The sequence below is a fragment of the Psychrobacter glacincola genome (assembly GCF_904846215.1).
Classification (GTDB): Bacteria; Pseudomonadota; Gammaproteobacteria; order Pseudomonadales; family Moraxellaceae; genus Psychrobacter; species Psychrobacter glacincola.
The window spans coordinates 219,399-240,379 of the sequence record NZ_CAJGZK010000003.1; the positions used below are offsets into that span (position 1 = coordinate 219,399).

Below are 20,981 nucleotides of genomic sequence, written 5' to 3' on the forward strand. Positions count from 1 at the left end.
GCGCCGAAGAGTCGTCGCTTGCAAAATAACACCAGAAAAATCTCACAAAGAAGATGAGTGAGACAAAAAAATAGAATGTCGAAATATTGGCAGAAAGCAATTCATATGAACTTGCTGCCTTAACGGGTAAGGCAATATGAATATACATAAGTAACGATGTGGAGCAATAACACTGCGCCATAAAAAATAGCGCCAGCCCTTTTTTTATAAGGCTTAACGCTATTATAAGAACAAAGAATGACTAAATACTACCAGCGTATGGTAACAAGCAGGCTATTTACACCGATTTGCCCAATTGAGCCGCTTTTAAAGCGTTTTCTTGTTGTTCGGCGATGAGAGAATCGCATTTATTAGGGTCATCACCACAGTATGAGCATTTTTCATTGCCCATCAATTTGACAACACCGCCACAAGACCCTCTAAGCGGCTTTTTACTAACCATATAACCGATACCCATAAAGATAAAAAACAGCATGAATACGGTAAAGGTGATAGCAAGCATGGGAAGCAGTTGGCTAAGCATAGAGGAAACCTCGCATTAAAAATAGGACGGTTATCTGTGTGATAACCTCTTAATAGTATAGCAAAAATTCATCTTGTCCGTTTGAGCTTCTCAGCTTAGTAAGACAATTTAAGAAATATACCGAATTAGCTTCTATTAGTGTTTTTAGATTTAGCTAGATTTTTTATCAGCACGTAATGCTTGCATAGCAGGTGTTTGCACCACTTGCCAATCATCAATGCTGTCTGCGGCTGCTTCTATACCCACACCATCTGCCAATACGACAAACAGTGCCGCTATGTTTTGCTCTTTGGCAACGCTCAATGCTTTTTTATAGGGCATCGCGGTCAAGGCAGTTGCCCAAGCATCAGCCAGCGCGACGGTTTCTGCTGCGACCGTTACCGATGGCGCACCACCTACAATCGGTTCTCCTGTGGTCGGGTCAATGGTATGACTGTAGTGCTTACCAGCAAAGATGACTGAATTACGATAGTTGCCAGAGGTCGCTAGATGCATATTATTACTGATATTCATTGGTTGGCGAATCACTGCCATCGTTTGCCGCTCGCTGACCGTACTACCCTCAATCGGGGCATCAATCGCAATTTTCCATGGTTGCTGTTGCGCACTGACGCCAGCGGTTGCCACCTCACCGCCAATCTCAACCATGTAGTTGCGAATTTGGTAATTGTTTTTTAGCACATCAGCGATGACATCGACACCGTAGCCTTTAGCCACTGCTGAAAAATCAAGCTCGATGCCATCTTTGGCTTTATAGATGGTCTTATCTTTTTGAATGACACTGTCAAAGTCGACCAAGGCTTTGGCTTGCGCAATCTCCAATGCGGTAGGTGGGCGTTGTAAACGCTCAACGGTCATCGTGCTACCAAAGCCCCAAATATCTACTAATGGCATCACTGTAGGGTCAAAAGCACCACCTGATAACTGATACACTTGTCTTGAGGCAGCCAAAACATGACTAAAATCTGCATCGATGGTAATAGGCTCATCTTTGCCTAATTGATTAAATTTAGAGATGGTAGAGTCGGCTTGATAAGTGGACATACTGTCATTGATATCTTGCAGACGCTTATCGATGGCTGCTTGTATGGCTGCTTCATCAGCGCCTTTAGGCAACTGATAGCTAATATGGTAGCTGGTACCCATCGTCTCACCGCTCAGATTATTATAATCTGGCGTTTGCTGGCAAGCAGTGAGGCTCAGCGTACCGACAAGACCAATAATGCCATATAGGGCGGTAGTATTATTTTTATTGGCAGACAAGGAAGACATTAAATTTTTCATAAACTCTTTTCTATAGCATCAAGGGGTGAGTGGGGCTTTAGCCAAGCATTGCCTATTTTACACCCCTTAGTGCTCATAACGCCAATAACTATAAAATTGCAAAGTTCAGCGAGCGTATGAATAAATACTTAGGGTGTGTCGAACATTCATAAGTGCACCCTAATGTATTCATACTTGTTATTTCACTTGTGACTTGCGTATCAACTTATAGAGCTTTGGCGGTGATAATCGATTGACCCTTGTAGCCAGTTTTTCTTGTTTGCCACCAATGATAATATATTCTTCACCTTTGGTGAGTGCCTTGACGACTTGCTTGGCAAAATCAGCTGCTGTTAGGCCATTACTGGTCGCTTCATCCATTGACCCTTGCGCACTACCGTCGCCCGTTAAAGCGTTGATAGAAACGTTGGTTTGAATAAACCCTGGAAATATCGTTGCCACTTCTATCCCTTGATCATATAGCTCAGCCCGCAAACTGTTCGCCCACATATGCAGGGCTGCTTTGGCTGCACCATAAGAACCGCGATATTGTGTGCCGAGTAGGCCTGCGACACTTGATATCATCACTATTTTGCCGCCACCTTGTGCAAGCATATCTGGCAATACCAATCTGCTTAGACGCGTTTGTGCAAAATAGTCTATCTCCATGATTTGTCGCTCGACGTCTTCGCTAGTATCTATGATTAACGATCGTTGACTGATGCCTGCATTATTAATCAGCCAATTGATTTTTCCTGCTTGAGCGATAGCAGAATCATAGGCTTCTTTTGCTTGCTCGGCATCGGTTACATCAAAAGGAATAACGATATGGTGTTTGCTGTTTTTACAGCGGCTTTTTACCATGGCCAATTTTTCTTTATCACGTCCACTTAAAATAATACGGGCGCCGCGTTTGGCAAAGGCGATGGTTAATGCTTCGCCGATACCGCTTGACGCGCCTGTTATCCAAATGGTCAAATCTTTATAGTTGGTTTTCATAGCAATCCTTTTCGTTTCGCCCATAAAAAAGAGCCTCAATTGAGACTCTTAATTTAGCATATATTATTCTGTTCATTGTGGTTGCTTAACGATTGCGCTTAACCAACCAGATTAATCAACTTTTTTAACCACCAAAGTCATCAAGCATGATGTTTTCGTCTTCCACGCCTAAACTATGCAACATGTCGATTACCGCCGCATTCATCATCGGTGGCCCACACATGTAGTATTCACAGTCTTCTGGGCTTGGATGGTCTTTTAGGTATTCTTCCAGTAAGACGTTATGGATAAAGCCTGTATAGCCATCCCAGTTGTCTTCTGGTAATGGGTCAGACAATGCCACATGCCACTCAAAGTTAGCAAACTCTTCTTCTAGCTGATCGTAATCTTCAACGTAGAACATCTCACGAATAGAGCGGGCGCCATACCAAAAACTAATCTTACGATCGGAGTTTAGACGCTTAAGCTGATCGAAAATGTGCGAGCGCATCGGTGCCATACCAGCACCACCACCGACAAATATCATCTCAGCTTCCGTCTTTTTGGCGAAGAACTCACCATAAGGACCAGATACGGTGACTTTATCGCCAGGTTTTAGGCTAAAGGTCCAAGAAGACATTTTGCCTGGCGGAATACCATCAGGACCGCGCGGCGGCGGAGAAGCAATACGAATGTTAAATTTGATTAACCCTTTTTCATCCGGATAGTTGGCCATTGAATAGGCACGGATAACAGGCTCATCGACTTTCGAGACGTATTTAAAGATGCCAAAGTTATTCCAGTCGTCTTGATATTCTTCTGCAATATCAAAGTCTTTATAATGCACTTCGTGCGCTGGCGCCTCTAACTGTACATAACCACCAGCGCGGAAGTTTACTTCTTCGCCTTCTGGGATTTTAAGTACCAATTCTTTAATAAAAGTGGCAACGTTATCATTAGAGATAACCTCACATTCCCACTTTTGTACATCAAAGAATTCAGGATCAATCTCAATTTTCATGTCTTGCTTAACGGCTACCTGACAGGCAAGACGCATGTGATTGCGAATCTCACCTTGAGTAAAATAGCCTTCTTCGGTGGGCAGGATAGAACCGCCCCCTTCAATAACGCGGCAGCGACATTGGGCACAAGTACCACCACCACCGCAGGCTGAAGATAAAAATATACCTTCACCAGCCAGCGTTTGTAGTAGCTTGCCACCTGCTGCTGTTATCACATCATTGTCGGGATTATCATTGATGTGAATGGTCACATCGCCTGAACTGACCAGTCTTGAGCGCGCCGCCAAAATAATGACAACCAAGCCCATGATGATCAAGGTAAACATAGCAACGCCACCAATCGCCGTAGCATAATCCATGGTAGGTATCCTTAATCTATGGGGCAGGGGTGCGGGCATACGTCAGTGCGTTTTGTCCCGAACCCCTACCTAATAAATGAATTAAATAGGTCAAATAGCCAATTATGGTTTTACTCATAAAGGCTGAAATAAACAAGCGCTTAAATCGACATGCCACCGAATGACATAAAGCCAAGCGACATCAGACCAACCGTAATAAAGGTAATACCAAGGCCTTGTAGCGGCGCTGGAATGTCTGAGTATTTAAGTTTTTCACGGATACCGGCCAATACGGTAATGGCGAGTGCCCAGCCAAAACCAGCACCAAGACCATATACCATCGATTCACCAAAGTTGTAATCACGCTCAACCATAAATAGCACACCACCTAAGATGGCACAGTTGACCGTAATCAGTGGTAAGAATATCCCAAGCGCGTTGTATAGACTTGGCACAAACTTATCCAAGAACATCTCTAGAATTTGGACGACGGCCGCAATGAGACCAATATAACTGAGTAGACCTAAAAAGCTTAAATCAATATCAGGGAAACCTGCCCAAGCGAGCGCACCATCTTTAAGAATGAACTGAAACAATAAATTGTTCAGCGGTACAGTAAGCGCCATAACGAAAACGACAGCGACTCCAAGACCAATAGCAGTAGAGACCTTTTTTGATACCGCTAAAAAGGTACACATGCCTAAGAAATAGGCCAGCGCCATGTTTTCAATAAAGACTGAGGTTATAAATAAACTAACATAATGTCCCATTAGTGACCGCCCCCTTGAGCCATGCCTTTAGACTGCGGCTTCATTACAAATTCAGCATCTTCAACCTGTTCTGGTTTCCATGTACGGATAATGACGATAAACAAGGCAATGATAAAGAATGCTGACGGCGGTAATAGCAATAGACCATTTGGTACATACCAACCACCATCAGTTGCTGGTTGCAATAACGTCATACCGAACCAGCTGCCTGCGCCCAAAATCTCACGGATACTGGCAACAAATAATAGTACAGCTGAATAACCCAGACCGTTACCGATACCATCCAAGAAACTTGGAATAGGCGGATTGCTCATGGCAAACGCTTCAGCACGACCCATGACGATACAGTTGGTGATAATCAAACCAACGAATACTGATAAACCTTTACTGACATCATAAGCGACGGCTTTTAATATCTGATCGACCACAATAACCAACGAGGCAATAATCGTCATCTGTACAATAATACGAATGCTTGATGGGATTTGCTTACGAATAGTAGAGATAAAGAAGCTTGAAAATGCCGTTACCAAGGTCAACGCCACACTCATGACCAATGCATTAGCGACGGTAGTCGTTACTGCTAGAGCGGAACAAATACCTAAAATTTGCAAACCAATAGGATTGTTATCAAAAATAGGGGAAACTAAAATACTTTTTGTATCAGCCATGTTAAGCCTCCTTGCCGTGTGCTGCTGGTGCTATCGATGCCAGCTCGGTTACGGGATGCGTCTCTTGTTGAATAAGCTTTTGACTCGCTTGCTTATCAGAGCTCTCAATGGTTTGACCGCTTTCTTTACGTAGAGAGTCTAAATAAGGCTTATAACCTTGCTCACCTAGCCAAAACTGAATCATGTTACTGACGCCACGACTGGTCAAAGTTGCACCACTGATACCATCGACCCAATTTTCTTTGGGACCTGACGTGGCAACACCAGTGGCAACCGCACCGTTTTCATCATAAGAATGAATACCAGTCCACATCGCACGCCATTTTGGCTCTTCGATACGAGCACCTAAGCCTGGGGTTTCTTTATGCTCATAAAAGCTGATGCCTTTGATGGTATTCATATCGCCTTCAAGTGTTAAGAAGCCGTAGATGGTGCCCCAAAGACCATAGCCTTGAATCGGTAACACGATTATTTCGGGTTTACCAGCATCGTCGTTTTTGACATAGACTTTCGCGTATTTAGGCTTACGACCAATACTTGCAGGGTCATTAGCCCCTAAGTCGTCGCTCAATGCTTTATTCTTAGTGGCTTGACTGGCATCATAAGTATTACGATCAGCAATACCAACGGCTTTTAAGGCCTCATCATCTAAGTAATTGCCTTTATTTAAATCGACAATTTCAACATTAAAGTCTTTGAAACGCTCAGCCACATCTTCATTGGTATCAGTTTCTGGATCAAACATGCCAGCCGCGACCAAGATGTTCTTATTGCGATCCAATTTAGCATTCTCAACTTGCGCTGGCTTCAAGCCAACGGCTGCTGCTGCAACCAATACTGAACACACCAAGCATAGCGTCAACGCTACGATGATGGTTTTCATATTATTGCTTTTAGGCTTAAGGTTACTTTTGGGCTTGGACATGGCGAAGCCTCCGTGCTGTTTGGCGTTTAATATTTGCTTGGGTGACAAAATAGTCAAACAATGGCGCAAATAAGTTAGCAAATAGGATGGCAAGCATGATGCCTTCTGGGAAGGCTGGATTGATGACGCGAATCAATACCGTCATAAAACCAATCAAGATACCGTAAGCCCAGCGACCTTTGTTGGTATGGGCTGCTGATACAGGATCAGTTGCCATAAATACGGCACCAAAGGCGAATCCGCCGATCACTAAATGCCAGTAAAATGGCAAGCTCATCATCATATTGTCTTCAGAGCCAATCATATTAAAGATAAGCGATGTGGCAACCAAACCAACCACACAACCTAGCATAATGCGCCATGAAGCGATACGCGTCCAAAGTAGGACAGCAGCACCCATGAGGATTGCCAAGGTTGATACTTCACCGATACTGCCTTGCATGTTGCCTAAGAACGCATCACTCCACGTGATAGCATTGCCATAAACATCGACAAAATCTTGTGGGACGACGCCAAGTGCGGCAAGACCAAGTGGCGTGGCACCTGAGAAACCATCAACCGCGGTCCATACTGAGTCGCCAGACATATAAGCAGGATACGCAAAATATAAGAAAGCACGACCTGATAGGGCAGGGTTAAGGAAGTTTTTACCCGTACCGCCGAATACTTCTTTTGCCACAACCACACCAAAGATAATACCTAAGGCAACTTGCCATAATGGAATATCTGGTGGCAGACATAGCGCAAACAGTACAGAGGTAACAAAGAAACCTTCGTTGACTTCATGACCACGGACGACGGCAAAGACAATCTCACAGAAAATACCGACCGCAAAGGTGACGATATAAATCGGTAAGAACTGCATCGCTCCGTAGACAAAGCTTGCCCAAATACTGTCTGGGTTATAGCCCGCCATACTAGTAATAATGGTACGCCAGCCTTCAGGCTGCAAGCCAAGTTTATCGATGGCAGTCAATGCTTGATGACCGATATTGTACATACCCCAAAACATCGCTGGAAAGGTACATAACCATACAGTGATCATAATACGCTTAAGGTCAATACCGTCGCGTACGTGTGATGAGGCGTATGTCGTTGAGCCTGGTTGACGCAAAAACGTATCAAACATCTCAAAGATGGCATAGTATTTTGTGTGTTTGCCACCCTTGGTGAAAGACGGCTGCATACGATCGAACATATTGTATAAAAATTTCATCGTGGTTAGCCCTCCAGCTCAATGCGCGTTAAGTTATCACGCAAAATATCGCCGAATTCATATTTGCCAGGAGATACGAAGGTGCATAATGCTAAATCTTCTTCGTCCAATTCAAGTACGCCCAAATCTACGGCAGTGATGATGTCTTCGACAATCAAAGCACGTAGTAATTGCGTTGGCAGATAGTCTTGTGGCATGACCTCTTCGTAGACACCGATTGGCACCATCGCTCTAGGTGAGCCGTTGCTTGTGGTAGTGAAGTTATATTTTTTGCCACCAAAAAACTGGGAGATATAGATAGGCAGTTTAGAGAAACGGTTTGCGCCGGGTGTAAAGAAGTGGAACGCTGGACGCTCACGACCTTCTGCCAGCACACTGACTTGATTATCAAAACGACCAAGATAGGCAATATTGCCGAATACTTGACGCCCAGACAGCACTGAACCTGAAATCACACGGTTCTCGCCAACCGCCAAATGACCTTTGGTCAGGGCAGCAATATCAGCACCGCGCTCGGTGGCAATGATATGCGGGTTACTGACAGCAGGACCAGCTAAGCTAAGCAAACGACGCGTATATAAATGCCCGCTCGTGAATAACTTACCAATCGCAATCACATCTTGATAACCAATCGTCCAAACGCTTGTACCGCGCATGATAGGGTGCAAGAAATGAATGTGCGTGCCTGCAAGACCAGCAGGATGTTTACCTGCAAAGCTATGATACTCAGTGACATTATTCGCCGCCGTTTTTGCAACGGGCGTCAACTGACTATCGCCATGATGGCAGACAAAGGTCTTTGGGCTGAGGGTCGATAATACGGCAAGTCCATCATTGAACGCCTGCAGTTGCTCATTGATAAGCAACATCGGGTCAAATGCCAATGGATTGGTATCCATGGCTGTGACGAAGATAGCATGAGGACGAGCACCGATTTCAGGAGCACGGCTAAAGGGGCGCGTACGGAACGCTGTCCATTCACCAGAGGCAAGCAGTTGGGTTTCAACGACTTCAGAATCTAGGTCAGCAAGTTGCTGGGAGTCATAGCGCTGAAATTCTACTTCCGCACCATTTGGGTCGACCGCAATTACAAGACTTTCAAACACACGACGTTCACCGCGTTTAATGGCGATGACCTTACCAGCAGCAGGCGCAGTGTAGATAACGCCAGCCCGTTTTTTGTCTTCAAAAACGGGTTGACCTTTTGCTACGATGTCGCCTTCTTTAACATTCATCGTCGGCTTCATGCCAACGTAATCATAGCCAATAAGTGCCACATGGGCAGGTCTGTGCTCAGATATCTCGCGGGAGGGTTCACCAGTGATGGGTAAATCCAAACCTTTCTTGATGGTAATCATAAGCGAAAACTTAGTCCATAGTCTAAAACGATACCAGACGTCCTGTGTGGTATATCGGCAGCATGAAAGGTAACGTCATCACTAAAACAACCAAATCATATCCTATAACAAGACGGCGATAAGGAGTTCTAAAAATGACACTTCATGACTACTATTATAAGAGTATTAACGCTGACCTTAGACTCCTTAACAACACGTTAATGTCTTATTCGAATGACCAAAGTGGCGACTGGCTACCAAGGTGTATACTAAAACACTGCCATCTAATTCTCATCTCAAAAAGAAATAATGTTAGACAAAATACAGTTTTACCATACGATTTATTAAAACCTTAAAATTCATACTATTTGTGAGATTTAAGCAGCACTATTCATGTGGTTAAATACAAATGAGAGATACATGACTTATGATACTGAGTAGAAGCTATCTAAGCGCTATTGAATGACCTAGGATTATAGGGTAAATATAGTCGATCCTAAATAAAAGAAGTACAAATGTTATAAAGAACTAATGGGGTTAATTTTCCTTGCTTGCTGTGCCTACGCAGACAGAGGCTGCGAATAATTAAGCCCATTAGTTCTGTACCTTTTTAAAAGTGGATTAACTATAGTAAGACTCAGTAACAGCCGTTGCTAAGCGAAACGTTTGAAAGCGTATCAATACCGCGCTGTCATCCATCTTATGCTTATCGAAATCATCTGCCGGTAGCAGATGATCGGGTTTTTTACACAAATACAAATTTACCTAGGATTATACGCTAAACTGACCTAAAATTGCCAGTTGGTAAGCGAATTTACCCAATGTTGCCAGTCGTCCTTTGTGCTAAAACTTATGGTTATGACTGTCTGTTTTCTGCTGCACTAGAGAGAAAACTTTAGTTGATTTTATGACTGGAGTACTTACATCATTTTCAAATCATGATCACGCTTATGCATCTTTCGTAGTGAATTGACTGTATCGTGGTCTGTTTAAATTGGCAGTTCTAGACATTTTATATTAAGTTTGTGTTTAAATGGCTTTTGTAAGCCTGTAACCTACCTCCAAGTTTTGATTATTAATATCGTTTTATAAGGAATCCTATATGTGCGCTGTCCCTGTCATTATCCCTGCTATCGATCTAAAAGATGGCAAGTGTGTGCGCTTAAAACAAGGTCGTATGGAAGATGATACGGTGTTTTCTGATGACCCTGTTGCGATGGCGGCACGTTGGGTAAAAGAAGGCGCGCGCCGTCTACATTTGGTCGATCTAAATGGGGCTTTTGATGGGATTCCTGTGCATAAGCAAGTGGTGCATGATATTGCAAAAGCCTTCCCTAAGCTGCCGATTCAATTGGGCGGCGGTGTGCGCAATATGCAAACCATTGAGCAATATATTGCTGCCGGTCTGACCTATATCATTATTGGTACCAAAGCGGTTGAAGATCCGAATTTTGTTGCCGAGGCATGCCGTGAGTTTGCTGGACATATTATCGTTGGTATCGATGTCAAAGATGGTATGGTCGCAACCCATGGTTGGGCAAATGTCACTGATACCAAAGCCACTGAGCTTGCTAAGCGTTTTGCCGATGTTGGCGTTTCTTCTATCGTCTATACCGATATTGCCCGTGATGGCATGATGCAAGGCGTTAATGTCGAGCAAACCGTCAATTTAGCACGCGAAGGTGGATTGCCAGTGATTGCGTCAGGTGGCGTCACCGATATGAAAGACATCGAGCTGTTAAAACCTTATGGTGATTGTATCGAAGGTATCATTACCGGCCGTGCTATTTATGAAGGTACGTTAGATTTGGGCGAGGCACAACTTTATTTGGACGGTAAGTAATATCGAGAAATACACTGATTAAATTTAGGATCAATAAGGCATAATCAAGGATGCTTATGGCCGCTTATTTTGACCACATGATATTGCGCAAGTGCCTAAAAGTGTGGGGTCAACTGCTGCTATTCAGCATCCTATTAAATTTGCCAACTTACGCCGCTCAAGAAAGCGAGACCGTTAATCCTACTGTATTAGATAATAGTGCTGCCAAGCCTGCGCTTGATAGCAGTGCATTACCTAATACCGCTAATGACATTAATACCACCCCTCTTCCTAGTAATATTTCTGATAGCAGTATTTTGCCTGCTCAAACGCCAACTGCACCAACTCTGCCAATACCCATTTCTATTGAGCCTGTACCTGCTATCAACGGCGAAAGCAGTAATAATACTCAAATTGAGACCGCTCAAACCGCGCAACATGATAATGACATCCGTCAACGTATCAGTGGTATCTTTTCAGAAATTGAAGGCTTACAAGCAATCAATGTCGGCGTCACCCAAGGCGTTGTCACCCTAACCGGTGAGACAGCCAATGAAAAAAAAGCCCAACAAGCCATTAATCTCACCAATCGCTTAACAGATGTCGTCACAGTCGAGGATAAAATTAACCGAACGCTTGATGTGCAAGATAATGTCACGACGGTTTATCAAAGTATCAAAGTACAAATAAAAAACCTTGTTAAAGCAGTGCCATTATTATTGGTCGGGATTGTTTTGTTTGCTATGGTGACTTGGTTTGGCAGTTGGTTGTCCAATCGGCAAAAAATGTGGCAACGTTTAACACCCAATCCTTTTGTCGCAGAATTATTATCGCAGACCGTCAAAGTCATCTTTATTATTCTGGGACTTATATTAACGCTAAGTTTGATTGGCGCGGAGACAATTTTAGGTACTTTGCTTGGCGGCGCCGGTGTCATTGGTATTGCCGTTGGTTTCGCGGTGAAGGATACCATTGAAAATTATATTGCCTCTTTAATGCTCAGTATTCGCCAGCCGTTTCGCGCCCGTGATCATATTTTGATTAACGATCAAGAGGGAATTGTGGTGCGTCTGACGTCACGCGCGACTATTTTGATGACATTAGACGGCAACCAGTTACGTATCCCTAATGCCGAAGTCTTTAAAGCCACGATTTTAAATTACACCAAAAATCCTGAGCGCCGTTTCACCTTTGAATTAGGCGTTGATGCCAATGATGATCCACTTGCTGCTATCAAAGTGGGTATCGATGCGATTTCTCAATTAGGTTTTGCTTTAGATAAGCCAAAAGTTACGGCAGTTATCAAGGAAGTGGGCGACTCGAACATTATTTTGCAGTTTCAAGTATGGGTCAATCAATCAGAAGCTGATTTTTATAAAGCCCGCAGTATCGCCATTCGAGAAACCAAGCATGCGTTAGAGGATGAAGGCTTTAGTTTACCTGAGCCCATCTACCAGCTACGCTTTAACCATAAACTAGAAAAAGCATTTGAGCATTTTCAGAACGGTCAAATTAGTGATGATAACGCAAAGTTAACCGTGACACCCAATACTTTGAATACCTCTAAAATGTCTAACAACTATAAAACGTCTAACAACTATAAAATGTCTAACAACTCTCAAGCTACTGAAACGGTGGTTGAGGATAAAGATAAAAGGCAAGCAAAGGCGCGAGCGAAACATATCTTGCAAGGTCGTAATGCTGATGAGGTGCTTGATGCTCGTCCCGACGAAAAACTGATGGAAAAGGTTGAGCAGGAAATTGCAGAAAACTCAGATGAGACGGATTTATTGAGTAATAGTAGCCCGCAAGAATAGCGTTGAATATTAACTATAGTCAGGGAAAAGTAATATCGATACATCAAGTACTGCTGATATTCATTTTTCTTGCTTGCTGTGCCTATGCAGACAGAGGCTGCAAAAAATTTATACCAGCAGCACTGTAGCGTTTTTGAGATATTTTAACTATATAAAAATGGGCATAAAAAATGCAGTGAAACGTCTATATATATTTTATTTAAATAGACGAGACATTCTTTATGCAAATGAAACATCTGATTATATTCGCGGTCGTTGGTATGGTTGTGCTACTTGGGTTTAATATTATGAGTGGCAATCAACGTGAAAAAAATAGAGAAGCTATAATAGCGAGTAGTCAGGCAGAACTCACTGATGCAGCCGTATCTGAAAACAAGGGCTCTAATACGAGCAATGCTAATGGCAGCGATACATCAGATATTGCAAGCCAGCCATTAGGACAGCAGCCAAAAGCCATACTCGATGATGCTACCAGCAAAATAGATCAAGCGCAGCAAGTAGAAGCAGAGCGTTTAAAGCAGATGAGCCTTGCACAGGAATGATTGATCGCACAGAAGTGATTAATTGATTTTTATAAAACTGAGGACATAAAAAAGGCTAACGATAACGTTAGCCTTTTTTAATGAGAGAGTAAAGCAGCCCTAGCTTTTTTTGCTACCGGCTCTACCACCACGACTGCCATTTCTCGTCGCAGGTGATTTCTTTGGCTGATCTTTGCTTGTGGGACTGCGGTTTGGCTGACTAGGGTTCGAATGATCTTTTTTAGTTTGATTCATTTTACTAGATTGCAGCTTTGCCTGTAAACCAAAGTCAATTTGTAACAGATCCATATTGACGCCTGCTACTTTTACCTTGACCAAATCACCCAGTCCAAATATTGTACCTTTATCTTTACCGATAAGCTGTTGCTGTTGCTCATCATAGACAAAGAAATCATCACCAACGTTTGAGATATGCACCAAACCATCGATATACAGATCTGTTAAGGTGATAAATAAACCAAAGTTTGTCACGGTAGTTACGACACCATCGAACTCTTCGCCGACATGATCTTTCATATAATGACATTTGAGCCATGATTCTACGTAGCGTGATGCTTTTTCAGCACGGCGCTCTGTATCAGACGTTTGCATGCCAGCACCTTCAAGAGAGAAGTCCATTACAGGTTGCTTACTATTTGTCACTTTTGCTTTAATCGCGCGATGCAACATCAAGTCAGGATACCGACGAATCGGCGAGGTAAAATGACTATACTCATCATAAGCCAGACCAAAGTGACCGATGTTGTCTGGCGAATAGTTCGCTTGCATCATTGAGCGTAGTAGCATGCTATGAATGCTGATCGCATCAGGGCGCTCTTTGGTGGCTTCAATAATACGCTGATAATCCGCTTGGGTTGGATTTTCTTCTGGGAAACTCAGACCGAAGTTTTTCGCATATTCGTGAATACGCATCGACTTTTCGCCATCAGGCTTATCATGATTACGATATAAAACTGGTAGCTCATTTTGCAGGGCAAAGTTTGCCGCGCAAGTATTGGCAAGCAGCATACATTCTTCAATCAGCTTTTGAGCATCGCCGCGGGTACGAGGCAAGATTGCTTCGATGCCGCCTTTTTCATTGAACTTAATATAAGTTTCAACGGTCTCAAATTCCATTGCATGACGTTCTTCACGCTTTTTAAGCAATAATTCATACAATTGGTACAAAGTATCGACAGATTTTTTGACATCTTTATTTTCTGTCAACGATTCTGGAACGCTGCTGTCCTTCGGATTCTCAAGATAAGCGTTCACTTGATTATAAGTCAAGCGCGCTTGCGAGTGCATGACGCCAGGATAAAACTCATAACTGGTGATTTTACCAGCACGTGATATCTTAATATCGGCAACCATACAGAGGCGATCAAGATTAGGGTTCAGTGAACAGAGACCATTAGACAGTACTTCAGGCAACATCGGAATCACCTGATGCGGGAAATATACTGACGTACCACGCTCATAAGCATTTTGATCAAGTGGCGAGTTCGGTGTCACATAATAACTGACATCTGCAATCGCTACCAAGACGCGATAATTACCACCAGAACGCTTTTCTGCAAACACCGCATCATCAAAATCACGTGCATCTTCGCCATCGATCGTCACTAATGGTAAATCGCGTAAGTCGACACGACCTTTTAGATCTTTTTCAATGGGCTCTTTATAATCATTTGCTTGAGTGAGCGCCGCTTCACTGAACTCTGATGGAATATCATAATTAAGTAACGTGGTCTCAATGATGAGTTCACGATCATTGTCATCAGACAACACTTCAGTGATTTTGCCAGTGGCAAATTCATGCTGATTTGGCCAATCAATAATATCAACTTTTACCGGCGAGCCTTGCTTGGCATTGAACGCCTGTACGTTGTCTTCTGTGACCGTAATCGGCTGATGGTTGTTTGGACTACCAAGCTCGACGCAGTAACCGTCTTCATCATGAGCAAGTGTGCCAATAAAATGATTTTGACGACGTTCAACGACATCCACGATGCGACCTTCAGTACGACCGCGATTGTCTGTTGAAGTGCCAACGGCTTCTACCGTATCGCCGTTAAAGACCCAGCGCATTTGTTTTTCATGCAAGAATAGGTCAGGCATATCAGCTAATAGTACAAAACCAAAACCTTTAGGGTGCGCTGATACAGTGCCGGTTACGATATCTTGTTGAGTAACCGTGCGATAGCGATAAGGGCGACCATCACGATTAACTTGCCCATCGCGTGCCATCGCTTTTAGGCGATTGCCCAAAGCGTCAAACTGATCAGGATCAGCAATATTAAAGGCTTTTGCCAGTTGCTGATGGGTGATTTCACCGTGCTCATTAATCGTGCTCGATATAAGCTCGCGACTAGGAATCGGGTTGTCATATTTTTGTGCCTCATCTGAGGCGTTTGGATCATTCCAACTCATAAATTACCGTATCTATTTTTAAATTATTAATAATGACTATCTTAACACGAACAACGACTCAATATCTTAGGTCAATTGTCTTATCTGTATTTGATAGCGCGTGGTTGTTAGCTGCCAAGCTTTATTAAAAGCGACCGCTTATATCAATCAAATATCGATATCGACCGTATTTGATTGATTGGTTATTTTCTTCATGTTCAACTCTTTTGACACTTCTAATACCGTGGTCTGATTGGATTTATCGAGGTATTTTTGGGCTTTATCAACCTCAGTGGTCAAGGTATTGACCGTTTGCTTCATATTCTCAAGCGCTTCAATTTTATAATTGCTGATCATATCCATGGTGTCATAGACATTATTGAAGGCATTTTGCAATTTATCAAGCTCAATGGTACTGCTGGTCGCTTGCTCATGAATCTCAAGCGATTGACGTTTTAGCATTGCCGAAGTCGATTCAATCAAGCTACTGGTCGTTTTATTCAAAGCAGTAATTTGGTCAAGTACCAGTTTTTGATTGGTCATGGCTTGCGCAACCACGACTGCTGTACGTAGCGCTGAGATAGTGGTAGTTGTGGCACGATCTACCCCTTTAATCAGCTCTAAGTTATTTTTGCGGATCGTATCGAGTGCTAGATAACCTTGAATATTGACGGCCAATTGTGTCAAAAAATCGGTGTTTTTTTGGCGCACATAAAACAGCATCTCTTCTTTAATAATACGTGCTTTTTCAGGGTCAGTCGCTTCTATCGCATAAACTTTTTGCTCGAGCTGCTCGTCAATTTTTTTACCCACATAGATATATTGGCGAATCGATTGCATCAGCTCCCACATGTTGATTTTTTCTTGCTCAATCATAGCATTGTCTTTGAGTAGCTCATCTTTACCATTATATAAGCTCGTTACTACGGCATTGATATGAGATTGCGCTGATTCATATTGGCGAAAGTAATCCTGTACTTTATTACCAAATGGAATCAAACCAAACAGCTTACGTGAGCTGGTCAACTCTTTTTTGCTAGGGTCTAAATCTTCGACGATACCGCGCAGCTCCGTCAATGATTTTGCAATAGGGGAGTTATCAAATAAGCTATCACTGAGGCTTTTAGCAGGTAGCTCTAACATACGGTTAGACACTTGCGCCGATTCACGGATTTCTTTATTACCCAAGTTATGAATAGATTGGACGTTTTGTTGAAATTCAGCGCTGTGTACGGAGTTATTAATAACATGATCGACAAAAGCATCAACTTTGGCATCAAGCTCTGGAATATCGCTTTCATCCAATTTTACCATCTGATCGGCTTCGCTCTTTTGTATCTCTTTGACAGGTTCTGGCGCAGTTAGAGTAATCGCTGGTGTAGAGGTGTTAGCAGGTGGGGTTAATTCTTGCATAATGCTTCCTATGATATCTAAAAGAGGTTATATTTTCTATCAGCGACCTTCATAGTCGCGGTATGGATTATTTTTATCGACTGAACCTTTTTTATTGGAATTTTTATTAATAAGAACAGAATAGGTCTTTAGATTACCGTGTAATGAAAAGGTTGAGAAGATGGGTTTTGTAAAGCACTGTCGACTTCATATATTTAAAGTAACGATGGTCAAAGAGGTGTCAGTGTCAGAATGAACTATAGATATACTTATTAAGTGCCACATATTAAAAACCACCAATACGCCGTAGCATATTGGTGGTCAGAAATCATGAATATCTATATAAATACAGCCACTACTAAAAATAGATGGTTAAAAATTCTATTTCTTCTTAGTAGGTCCGAGTAACATACCCATTTGACGACCTTCCATCTTAGGATACTGTTCAACGTTTGAGATATCAGCCGTATCTTCAATGATACGATCAAGTTGCTTGCGACCAATCTCTTGGTGCGCCATTTCACGTCCGCGGAAACGGATGCTAATTTTAACTTTATCCTGATCTTCTAAGAAGCTAACGATTTTTCTCAGTTTAACCTGATAATCGGCTTCTTCGGTGCTAGGACGTAGCTTCATCTCTTTTAGCTGAGTCTGCTTTTGGTTCTTTTTAGCTTCTTTCGCCTTTTGCTTTTGATCATAGAGGAAGTGCTTATAATCCATGATCTTACATACTGGCGGTTTGGCTTCGGGAACCAACTCGACTAAATCTAGACTGTCTTCACGTGCCGCTTTCATCGCGGTGTCGATATCGACCACGCCCATTTGTTCACCGTCTTCTTTGACCAGACGGACTTCTTTGGCACTGATATCTTCATTGATGTTCAAACGGTTTGACTGTTTAATAGGTATTACTCCTGATCTATTTTTGGGATCTGTCGGCCTTTTTCGGCAACAGCTGTTTCTACTAATGTGATAAATTCAGCGACACTCATCACGCCCAGATTTTCGCCTTCGCGAGTCCTAACGTTGACGCTGCCTGATTCGACTTCTTTATCCCCTAATACTAGCATATAGGGAATACGTTCTAATGTTTTCTCTCGTATCTTAAATCCAATCTTTTCGTTACGCAAGTCACTAATGGCGCGTAAGCCTGATTTTTTCAACTCACTGACGACATTTTCACAAGCATCCGCCTGTTTATCGGTGATGTTCATTACAACAACTTGCTGCGGTGCCAGCCATACTGGCATCCAACCAGCATAGTTTTCAATCAATATACCGATGAAGCGCTCAAATGAACCTAAGATTGCACGGTGCAACATAATAGGTACTTCACGCTCATTTTGTTCATTGACGAATTCAGCATCAAGACGCTCTGGCATATTCGGGTCAACCTGAATCGTACCGCATTGCCACACGCGACCTAATGAATCCTTCAAACTGAACTCAATTTTTGGACCGTAAAAAGCGCCTTCACCTGGTAGATAAGCCCAATCAAGACCGGAACTATCTAACGCATCCGCTAGCGCTTTTTCTGCAAAATCCCAAGATTCGTCGCTGCCGACTCGTTTTTCAGGACGGGTCGAGAGTTTCATAATGATATTATCAAAACCAAAGTCTTCATAAACAGCAAGGGTCAGCTTAATAAAGTCAGCGACTTCTTGCTGAATCTGAGCTTGCGTACAAAAGATATGGGCGTCATCTTGGGTAAAACCACGAACGCGCATGAGACCATGTAACGAGCCTGAAGGTTCATTACGGTGACATGAGCCAAACTCTGCCATACGTAGTGGCAAATCACGGTAAGATTTTAAGCCTTGGTTAAAGACTTGCACGTGGCACGGGCAGTTCATTGGTTTTACCGCATAATCTCGGTTTTCACTCGAGGTGGTAAACATATTGGTGGCATAGTTACCCCAATGTCCAGAACGCTCCCACAAACTACGGTCGACGATTTGCGGCGTTTTAATCTCTTCATAGCCATTATCATGTTGTACTTTACGCATATATTGCTCAAGTACTTGATAAATGGTCCAACCATTGGCATGCCAAAACACCATACCGGGCGCTTGCTCTTGCATATGAAATAGATTTAAGGCTTTGCCAATTTTACGGTGGTCACGTTTTTCGGCTTCTTCAATACGCTGGATATAAGCTTTTAAATCTTTTTTATCCGCCCAAGCTGTGCCATAGATACGTTGTAGCTGCTCATTTTTAGCATCACCGCGCCAATAAGCGCCAGACATTTTAGTTAGTTTGAATACTTTCAAAAAGCGCGTGTTTGGCACGTGCGGACCACGGCACATATCCACATATTCTTGATGATGATACAGACCAAAAGCTTCTTCACCTGGCATATCATTAATCAGCTTAAGCTTATAGTCTTCACCACGTTCTTCAAAAATCTTAATGACTTCAGCACGTGGCGTTATTTTTTTGATGACGTCATAATCTTGCTTGATAAGTTCCATCATACGTTTTTCAATGGCTGCCATATGCTCAGGCGTAAACGGTGTCTCACTATAGATATCATAATAAAAACCGTCGTCGATAACGGGACCAATCACCATTTTCACATCAGGATATAATTGCTTGACCGCATGACCTAATAGATGCGCACATGAGTGACGAATGATATCGACACCGTCATCATCTTTTGCAGTAACGATTTCGACTTTAGCATCATGGGCGATAGGATCGCTAGCATCTACTAAATGCCCATTCACGCGCCCAGCAACGGTTGCTTTGGCAAGTCCTGGCCCAATACTTTGCGCCACTTCCATGACGGATGTATTGCCTTCGAAGTTTTTTACGCTACCATCGGGTAAAGTAATCGCTACCATAATCTATTCACCTTTTTGCGTCCGTTGGCAGTGATGATTGCAACCATCAATCATATAACCTTAAGACTGCGTCAATTATATCCAACCACTATGATATGTTGTAAGAGATATACACTACTTAAAAGCATTGATTTCAGGCATATATAGCATCGCGATTTATAGCTATTTAACAAGCTACAATCGATTTACTATAAAGGAAAACGAACCACCTTCTATATAAAGATAGCAGAACTGCTATTAAGTAATGTTATAAAAGCGGCTATTATAGCAAAAACCGTCTATAAACACTAGATAGCAAGGGAGTAGTCAGCTTCTATATATAAGTGCTGTCTGTATAAATATCAAGGATGATATATAAAGGCAGAGATACAACAAAAGAGCTTATTAATAAGTATCATGCCCATAATAAGAAGTTTGAACTCCTTAATACAGGTAGTTAACTCAAAACAGTTATGCTTTGCATGACAGTCCACCTAATTAAAATCTTTGTTGCCACAAAGCTATTAATCTTGAAAAACCCCTAGAAACCCCTTGACCCTCTCTTAAAACTACGTATAATGCGCCCCAGTCGAAAGGGAAAGTGCGATGATGAAGTAGCTTACTGATGAAGTAGCTTACTGATGAAGTAGCTTACTACTGAAACAATCAAACTTGATAAATTACTTTTGAGTTAAAATAATTTAACCCTTGACACCGAATTAAAAGCGTCTATAATACGCACCTCAGCAAAGGGAAGCTGGCAAATAAGTTAACAAACTTATAACCCAGATAACCCGTTGAAACGAATTAGAACAAAGGGTTGACAGACTTATATTTAATGATATACTAGTCAGCTCGCTAAACAAGATAAGCAAATAGCTTACCCTTATTTAGCGGATAATCATCTACTGGACGACAGTGATGACAACTATTTAAAAGCTTAAACTAAAGAACAACTTGTGTGGATTTTTGCTGATTCAGAATGCTAAAAAATAAAGTTGGTTGACTATCTTTTCGATAGGATTCTAACTATAAAAATTATCATTTAAGACAGCAGAAAAACTCAAAGTTAATTCATTACGAACATAATTTTTAGCGATTTTGCCAGATTAGATGAGCCAAGTTTAGAAGCTTCTTTAAAGAGCTTCATAG

Annotated in this window: 17 protein-coding genes; 3 read left to right on the top strand and 14 right to left on the bottom strand. The window is 42.4% G+C overall.

Going from position 1 to position 20,981, the window contains the following annotated elements; translation table 11 throughout:
• Nucleotides 1–277: 277 nt before the first annotated feature.
• The 10 genes from nqrM to JMW90_RS13880 form a co-directional block, all read right to left on the bottom strand.
• Nucleotides 278–523 carry a (Na+)-NQR maturation NqrM gene (gene nqrM, locus JMW90_RS03240; RefSeq protein WP_201561658.1) on the bottom strand — a complete coding sequence of 82 codons (246 nt, stop codon included), beginning with the start codon at nucleotides 521–523 and terminating at the stop codon, nucleotides 278–280.
• Between the two features lie 150 nt (nucleotides 524–673).
• A complete protein-coding gene (locus JMW90_RS03245; protein WP_201561659.1) occupies nucleotides 674–1,807 on the bottom strand; it encodes an FAD:protein FMN transferase in 1,134 nt (377 codons plus the stop codon).
• A 177-nt stretch (nucleotides 1,808–1,984) separates the two neighbouring features.
• On the bottom strand, nucleotides 1,985–2,791 hold the full coding sequence (locus JMW90_RS03250) for an SDR family NAD(P)-dependent oxidoreductase (RefSeq protein WP_379607138.1): 807 nt from the start codon (nucleotides 2,789–2,791) through the stop codon (nucleotides 1,985–1,987).
• Nucleotides 2,792–2,909: 118 nt separating this feature from the next.
• Entirely contained in the window at nucleotides 2,910–4,145 is a 1,236-nt protein-coding gene (gene nqrF / locus JMW90_RS03255) for an NADH:ubiquinone reductase (Na(+)-transporting) subunit F (RefSeq protein ID WP_201561661.1), read from the bottom strand.
• Nucleotides 4,146–4,285: 140 nt separating this feature from the next.
• Complete coding sequence (gene nqrE, locus JMW90_RS03260) at nucleotides 4,286–4,894, bottom strand: NADH:ubiquinone reductase (Na(+)-transporting) subunit E (protein ID WP_201561662.1); 609 nt, start codon at nucleotides 4,892–4,894, stop codon at nucleotides 4,286–4,288.
• Nucleotides 4,894–5,565, bottom strand: a complete 672-nt coding sequence (locus JMW90_RS03265; protein ID WP_201561663.1) for an NADH:ubiquinone reductase (Na(+)-transporting) subunit D — start codon at nucleotides 5,563–5,565, stop codon at nucleotides 4,894–4,896. Before JMW90_RS03265 ends, nqrE begins: the two co-directional genes overlap by 1 nt.
• Nucleotide 5,566: 1 nt before the next feature.
• Nucleotides 5,567–6,490 (bottom strand): Na(+)-translocating NADH-quinone reductase subunit C, encoded by a 924-nt coding sequence (locus tag JMW90_RS03270; RefSeq protein ID WP_201561664.1) that lies wholly within the window; start codon nucleotides 6,488–6,490, stop codon nucleotides 5,567–5,569.
• Nucleotides 6,471–7,706: an NADH:ubiquinone reductase (Na(+)-transporting) subunit B gene (locus tag JMW90_RS03275; RefSeq protein WP_201561665.1), complete on the bottom strand. Its 1,236-nt coding sequence runs from the start codon at nucleotides 7,704–7,706 to the stop codon at nucleotides 6,471–6,473. Before JMW90_RS03275 ends, JMW90_RS03270 begins: the two co-directional genes overlap by 20 nt.
• Before the next feature lie 5 nt (nucleotides 7,707–7,711).
• Nucleotides 7,712–9,064: a Na(+)-translocating NADH-quinone reductase subunit A gene (locus tag JMW90_RS03280; RefSeq protein WP_201561666.1), complete on the bottom strand. Its 1,353-nt coding sequence runs from the start codon at nucleotides 9,062–9,064 to the stop codon at nucleotides 7,712–7,714.
• A gap of 600 nt (nucleotides 9,065–9,664) precedes the next feature.
• Nucleotides 9,665–9,796 carry a hypothetical protein gene (locus JMW90_RS13880; protein ID WP_265089214.1) on the bottom strand — a complete coding sequence of 44 codons (132 nt, stop codon included), beginning with the start codon at nucleotides 9,794–9,796 and terminating at the stop codon, nucleotides 9,665–9,667.
• A 349-nt stretch (nucleotides 9,797–10,145) separates the two neighbouring features.
• On the opposite strand from JMW90_RS13880, the gene hisA reads away from it, so the two are divergent.
• The 3 genes from hisA to JMW90_RS03295 all read left to right on the top strand — a co-directional run bounded on the left by hisA (nucleotide 10,146) and on the right by JMW90_RS03295 (nucleotide 13,224).
• Nucleotides 10,146–10,886, top strand: coding sequence for a 1-(5-phosphoribosyl)-5-[(5-phosphoribosylamino)methylideneamino]imidazole-4-carboxamide isomerase (gene hisA / locus JMW90_RS03285; protein ID WP_201561667.1), 741 nt, complete (start codon nucleotides 10,146–10,148; stop codon nucleotides 10,884–10,886).
• A 56-nt stretch (nucleotides 10,887–10,942) separates the two neighbouring features.
• Nucleotides 10,943–12,682: a mechanosensitive ion channel family protein gene (locus tag JMW90_RS03290; protein ID WP_201561668.1), complete on the top strand. Its 1,740-nt coding sequence runs from the start codon at nucleotides 10,943–10,945 to the stop codon at nucleotides 12,680–12,682.
• Between the two features lie 221 nt (nucleotides 12,683–12,903).
• A complete protein-coding gene (locus JMW90_RS03295; RefSeq protein ID WP_201561669.1) occupies nucleotides 12,904–13,224 on the top strand; it encodes a hypothetical protein in 321 nt (106 codons plus the stop codon).
• A 99-nt stretch (nucleotides 13,225–13,323) separates the two neighbouring features.
• Here JMW90_RS03295 and rnr read toward each other — a convergent pair whose 3' ends face one another.
• The 4 genes from rnr to thrS all read right to left on the bottom strand — a co-directional run bounded on the left by rnr (nucleotide 13,324) and on the right by thrS (nucleotide 19,850).
• On the bottom strand, nucleotides 13,324–15,636 hold the full coding sequence (gene rnr, locus JMW90_RS03300) for a ribonuclease R (RefSeq protein ID WP_201561670.1): 2,313 nt from the start codon (nucleotides 15,634–15,636) through the stop codon (nucleotides 13,324–13,326).
• 147 nt (nucleotides 15,637–15,783) lie between these two features.
• Complete coding sequence (locus JMW90_RS03305; protein WP_201561671.1) at nucleotides 15,784–17,028, bottom strand: toxic anion resistance protein; 1,245 nt, start codon at nucleotides 17,026–17,028, stop codon at nucleotides 15,784–15,786.
• Between the two features lie 360 nt (nucleotides 17,029–17,388).
• Entirely contained in the window at nucleotides 17,389–17,892 is a 504-nt protein-coding gene (gene infC / locus JMW90_RS03310; RefSeq protein ID WP_011281352.1) for a translation initiation factor IF-3, read from the bottom strand.
• Nucleotides 17,893–17,915: 23 nt separating this feature from the next.
• Nucleotides 17,916–19,850 carry a threonine--tRNA ligase gene (thrS, locus tag JMW90_RS03315; RefSeq protein WP_201561672.1) on the bottom strand — a complete coding sequence of 645 codons (1,935 nt, stop codon included), beginning with the start codon at nucleotides 19,848–19,850 and terminating at the stop codon, nucleotides 17,916–17,918.
• Nucleotides 19,851–20,981 lie beyond the last annotated feature (1,131 nt).